General features: G+C 64.4%; 3 protein-coding genes and 1 pseudogene. 2 read left to right on the top strand and 2 right to left on the bottom strand.

The features are described from left to right. Positions 1-1,114: pseudogene (locus VFW84_RS14540) on the bottom strand (phosphoribosylformylglycinamidine synthase); the annotation flags it as partial. A 186-nt stretch (positions 1,115-1,300) separates the two neighbouring features. Here VFW84_RS14540 and map point away from each other — a divergent pair. Continuing rightward, complete coding sequence (gene map, locus VFW84_RS14535; RefSeq protein ID WP_329681180.1) at positions 1,301-2,113, top strand: type I methionyl aminopeptidase; 813 nt, start codon at positions 1,301-1,303, stop codon at positions 2,111-2,113. A gap of 13 nt (positions 2,114-2,126) precedes the next feature. Next, positions 2,127-4,718 (top strand): [protein-PII] uridylyltransferase, encoded by a 2,592-nt coding sequence (locus VFW84_RS14530; protein ID WP_329681179.1) that lies wholly within the window; start codon positions 2,127-2,129, stop codon positions 4,716-4,718. Positions 4,719-4,755: 37 nt separating this feature from the next. On the opposite strand, the gene VFW84_RS14525 is transcribed toward VFW84_RS14530, so the two are convergent. Further along, a complete protein-coding gene (locus VFW84_RS14525; RefSeq protein ID WP_329681178.1) occupies positions 4,756-4,959 on the bottom strand; it encodes a YdcH family protein in 204 nt (67 codons plus the stop codon). Positions 4,960-5,101 lie beyond the last annotated feature (142 nt).

Here is a 5,101-nt window from a genome sequence, read left to right as displayed (position 1 = left end):
CGGGCTTGCCGAAGCGTTCGGCTTCCCAGGGCTCACGGGTCCCTGGCAGATTCAGGTTGGACACCGAGAAGCCCGTCAGGCCCGACTTGGGGCGCGAGCCCCGGCCCGTGGCCCCTTCGTCGCGGATCTCGCCACCGGCGCCTGTGGACGCGCCAGGAAATGGCGAGATCGCCGTGGGGTGGTTGTGGGTCTCGACCTTCATCAGCACGTGGGCCAGTTCCTCGCGGGCCTTGTACTGGGGGGCGTTGGTGTACCCCTCGGGCATCCAGCGTTCGATGGCATGCCCCTCCATCACGGAGGCGTTGTCGCTGTAGGCCACCACCGTGTGCTGGGGGTTCAGCTTCTCGGTGTTGCGGATCATGCCGAACATCGACAGATCCTGCGGCTGCCCGTCGATGGTGAACTGTGCGTTGAAGATCTTGTGGCGGCAGTGTTCGCTGTTGGCCTGGGCGAACATCATCAGCTCGACATCGGTCGGGTTGCGCTTCAGGCCTGTGAAGGCCTGGATCAGGTAGTCGATTTCATCATCCGAGAGTGCCAGGCCAAAGGTGAGGTTGGCCTCTTCCAGCGCCTGGCGGCCGCGGCCCAGCACATCCACGTGCTCCATGGGGGCCCCTTGCTGCTCGTCGAACAGGTGGCGGGCCTCGTCGCGGGCCAGCAGCACGCTTTCGGTCATGCGGTCATGCAGCAAGGCGGCGCAGGACTGAAGATCCTGAGGCGCCAGGTGCTTGGCCCCACCCATGAGGGCGCCGATGACACCCGCCTTGACGGTGATGCGGAACTCGGTCACGCGCTCGACGCGGCGGATGGCCAGACCACAGTTGTGGGCAATGTCGGTGGCCTTGGAGGCCCAGGGCGACACGGTGCCCAGGCGGGGGGCCACCACGATCAGGTCGCCCTCGGACGTGCCGTCATAGGCATCGCCATAGGTCAGCAAGGCCGCGAGCTTGTCCAGATCGCCCTGAGGCAAGGCCTTGTCCATGGCCACCCAGTGAACGAAACGTGCATGCACGCCACTGATTCGGGGGTTGATGGCCTGCAGCTTGGGCAGCAGCGCCTGGACTTGGTGGGGGGCCAGGGCGTTGCCGCCCTCAAAGTGCATCAGGGTGGACATCACGGAGGTGGTGCGTTCGGTCACGGCGTGGGGGCCTGGTTGGCACGCCCGCGCATGCGCGGGGTGGCTGTCGTGAGGAAAAACGCGAATTTTACCGGGCCTGAGCGTTCCGCGGTGGCCACGGACACTCAATCGCATGCCCCTGAACCCGTCATAGCCCACACGAATTGCGGATAATTCGCATCCATGAGCATTCCTATCCATACCGGCGCCGAACTTGACGCCATGCGTCTCGCAGGTCGCCTGGCCGGTGAAGTCCTGGACTATCTGACCCCCCTGGTGAAGGCCGGTGTCACCACCGACGAGCTGGACAAGCTGGCCCACGACTACATGGTCAATGTGCAGGGCTGCATCCCCGCCCCCCTGAACTACGCGCCCGGTGGCCACCGGCCCTATCCCAAGTCCATCTGCGCCTCGGTCAACGACGCCATCTGTCATGGCATCCCCAATGACCGCGCGCTGAAGAACGGCGACATCGTCAACCTCGATATCACCGTCATCAAGGACGGCTGGCATGGTGATTCCAGCCGCATGTACATCGTCGGTGAGGGCTCCATCGCGGCCAAGCGCCTGTGCAAGGTCACCTACGAGGCCATGTGGAAGGGCATCGCCCAGGTCAGGCCGGGTGGCCGCCTTGGCGACATCGGCCATGCCATCCAGACCTATGCCGAGAACCACGGTTTTTCGGTGGTGCGCGAGTACTGCGGGCACGGCATTGGCCGCAAGTTCCACGACGAACCGCAAGTGCTGCATTACGGCCGCCCCGGCACGCTGCAGGAAATGATCCCCGGCATGATCTTCACGATCGAGCCCATGATCAATGCAGGCAAGCGCGACATCAAGTCCAAGAACGATGGCTGGACCGTGGTCACCAAGGACCGATCCTTGTCGGCGCAGTGGGAGCACATGATCCTGGTCACCGAGACCGGCTATGAAGTGCTGACGGTCTCGGCTGGCAGCCCTCCTCCGCCCGATTTCATCACCGCCACCAAGACCTGATCGCGCCGCTCCCATGGCTCTGGACATCTCCGCCTTGCGCACGCAGTTCAAGTCCGACAAGGCGGAGTTGCTGCGACAGTTCTCTGACAGCCGCGCCACCACGGCATCGGCCAAATCCCTTCTGGCCCGCCTGGCCAGGCTGGTGGATCGCACCCTGTGCACCCTCTGGGAAGCCAACGACTTCCCCAAAAGCGCAGCTCTGGTGGCCGTGGGCGGCTATGGCCGGGGCGAGCTCTTTCCCTACTCGGACATCGATGTCCTGCTGCTGATGCCGGTGTCGCCCTCCGTCGTGGGCGAGGACGCCGTGGCGCCGGCCATCGAGGCCTTCATCACCGCCTGCTGGGACATCGGCCTGGAGATCGGCTCCAGTGTCCGCACGGTGGACGAGTGCTGTGAAGAAGCCGCACGGGACATCACCGTGCAGACGGCCCTGCTGGAATCGCGCCTCTTGTGCGGCTCGCGCACGCGCTTCACGGAGCTGCAGCGCAGTTGCACGCACCAGATGGATGTCGCGGCTTTTGTGCAGGCCAAGACCCTGGAGCTGCGGCAACGTCACACCAAGTACGAGGACACCCCCTACGCCCTGGAGCCCAACTGCAAGGAAAGCCCGGGTGGCTTGCGGGATCTGCAGGTGGTGATCTGGCTGGCGCGTGCGGCCGGGCTGGGCAGCACCTGGACGGAGCTGGCCAACAAGGGCTTGCTGACCCCATTCGAGGCCAGACAGCTCCACGCCAACGAAAGCCAGCTCAAGCTGATCCGCGCCCGCCTGCACCAGATCGCCGGTCGCCGCGAGGATCGCCTGGTCTTCGACCTGCAAAACAGTGTGGCCGAGAGCTTCGGTCTCAAGAACACTCCGGCCCTGCGCGCCAGTGAAGCCCTGATGCGCCGCTACTACTGGGCGGCCAAGGCGGTGACACAGCTCAACCAGATCCTCATGCTCAACATTGAGGAGCGCATCAGCGGCTCGCAGAACGCCCCGATGCGCCGCATCGACGAGGACTTCCTGGACCGCGGCGGCTTGCTGGAGATCGTCAGCGACGATCTCTACCAGCGCAAGCGCGACGCCATTTTGCGAACCTTCCTGGTGCTGCAGCGGCAAGAGACCGTCAACGGCCTGTCCGCTCGCACCCTGCGTGCGCTGTACAACGCACGCCAGTTGATGGACTCGGCCTTCCGCCGTGACCCGCAGAACCACGCCACCTTCATGGCCATCCTGCAGGAGCGCCAGGGCCAGACCCGCGTCATGCGCCTGCTCAACCAGACCAGCGTGCTGGGTCGCTACCTGTGGGTGTTCCGACGCATCGTCGGCCAGATGCAGCACGACCTGTTCCACGTTTACACGGTGGACCAGCACATCCTGATGGTGGTGCGCAATGTCCGGCGCTACTTCATCCCGGAGCACGCACACGAGTACCCGTTTTGCACGCAACTGGCGTCCGAGTGGGACAAGCCCTGGCTGCTCTATGTGGCGGCGCTCTTTCACGACGTGGCCAAGGGTCGGGGTGGCGACCACTCCGAGCTGGGGGCGGTCGAAGTGCGGCGCTTTTGCAAGCACCATGGCATCGTGGGCGATGACGCCGTGCTGGTCGAGTTCCTGGTGGCCGAGCACCTGACCATGTCGCGGGTGGCCCAGAAGGAAGACCTGTCCGACCCCGATGTGATCCAGGCTTTTGCCCAGCGCATGGGCAATGAGCGCCACCTCACGGGCCTGTACCTGCTGACCGTGGCAGACGTGCGCGGCACCAGCCCCAAGGTGTGGAATGCCTGGAAGGGCAAGCTGCTGGAGGATCTCTATCGGCTGACCCTCAGGGCCCTGGGCGGCGCCCGCCCGCACATGGCCGCCGAGATCGAATCTCGCAAGGAACAGGCGCGTCAGGCCCTGGCGCTGAGCATGCTGCCCGGCGGCATCGAGACCGCGCTCTGGAAGACCCTGGACATGAGCTACTTTGCCCGCCACGACCCGGCGGACATTGCCTGGCATGCCCGCTCTCTGTCGCGGCACGTCCAGACCACCAAGCCCGTGGTGCGTGCCCGACTGTCATCGGTGGGCGAAGGTCTTCAGGTGCTGGTCTACACCCCAGACCAGGCCGACCTGTTCGCGCGCATCTGCGGCTACTTCGATCGTGCCGGCTTCAACATCCTGGATGCACGCGTCCACACGACCGGCATCCGTTATGCGCTCGACACCTTCCAGATCATCGACGGGCCCAATGCCCGTCATGAGGGCGTGCACTATCGCGACCTGATCGCCCTGGTTGAGACCCAACTGGCCGACGCACTGGACTCCGACCAGGCCCTGCATGAACCCGTGCGAGGACGTCTGTCACGCCGGGTGAAATCCTTCCCCATCCCGCCACGTGTGAGCCTGCGCCCCGATGAGCGCGGTCAGCGCTGGCTGCTGTCGGTGTCGGCCAGCGACCGCTCCGGCTTGCTCTATGCGATTGCGCGCGTTCTGGCCAAACACCATGTGAGTCTTCAACTGGCCAAGATCGACACCCTGGGGGAGCGGGTGGAGGACACCTTCTTGCTGACCGGCCCCACGCTGGCACAGGACAAGGTTCAACTGGCACTGGAGACCGAACTGCTCGAAGCCCTGGCAGCCTGACGCATTCGCACAACGCCTCGACGGGGCGCCTCGGTGCTCAGGCCGGCTCTTTGGGATCCAGCATGGCCTCGAGCTGCGAAATCTGATCGCGCAGCAAGAGGCGCCGCTTCTTGAGCCGCCTCAGGGTCAACTCGTCAACAGCGGCTTGGTCTCCAGCCCGATCGATCAGATTGTCCAGATCGGCATGCTCGATGCGCAACTCGATCAAACGGCGCTGGGGGGAATGCAGGTTTTCTTGCATTGTGAGATATAGGCGTTCACCGGGCGACGGGATACGTCGCGATATAAAAAGGGACACGCCTGAGGGAATCAATTCCTGGGGCTGACTCCGCATTATAGTTTTCGCCATGAGCACCCATGCCCCCAGCTATCGTCTTGTTGCA

Source organism: Aquabacterium sp. (assembly GCF_036279655.1).
Classification (GTDB): Bacteria; Pseudomonadota; Gammaproteobacteria; order Burkholderiales; family Burkholderiaceae_C; genus Aquabacterium.
This window is presented reverse-complemented; position numbering and strand designations above follow the sequence as displayed.

What these genes read in the sequence shown, in the direction of transcription:
- map (WP_329681180.1), top strand. Translation starts at nt 1,301, where the DNA reads ATGAGCATTCCTATCCATACCGGCGCCGAACTTGACGCCATGCGTCTC.
- VFW84_RS14530 (WP_329681179.1), top strand. Translation starts at nt 2,127, where the DNA reads ATGGCTCTGGACATCTCCGCCTTGCGCACGCAGTTCAAGTCCGACAAG.
- VFW84_RS14525 (WP_329681178.1), bottom strand. Translation starts at nt 4,959, where the DNA reads ATGCAAGAAAACCTGCATTCCCCCCAGCGCCGTTTGATCGAGTTGCGC.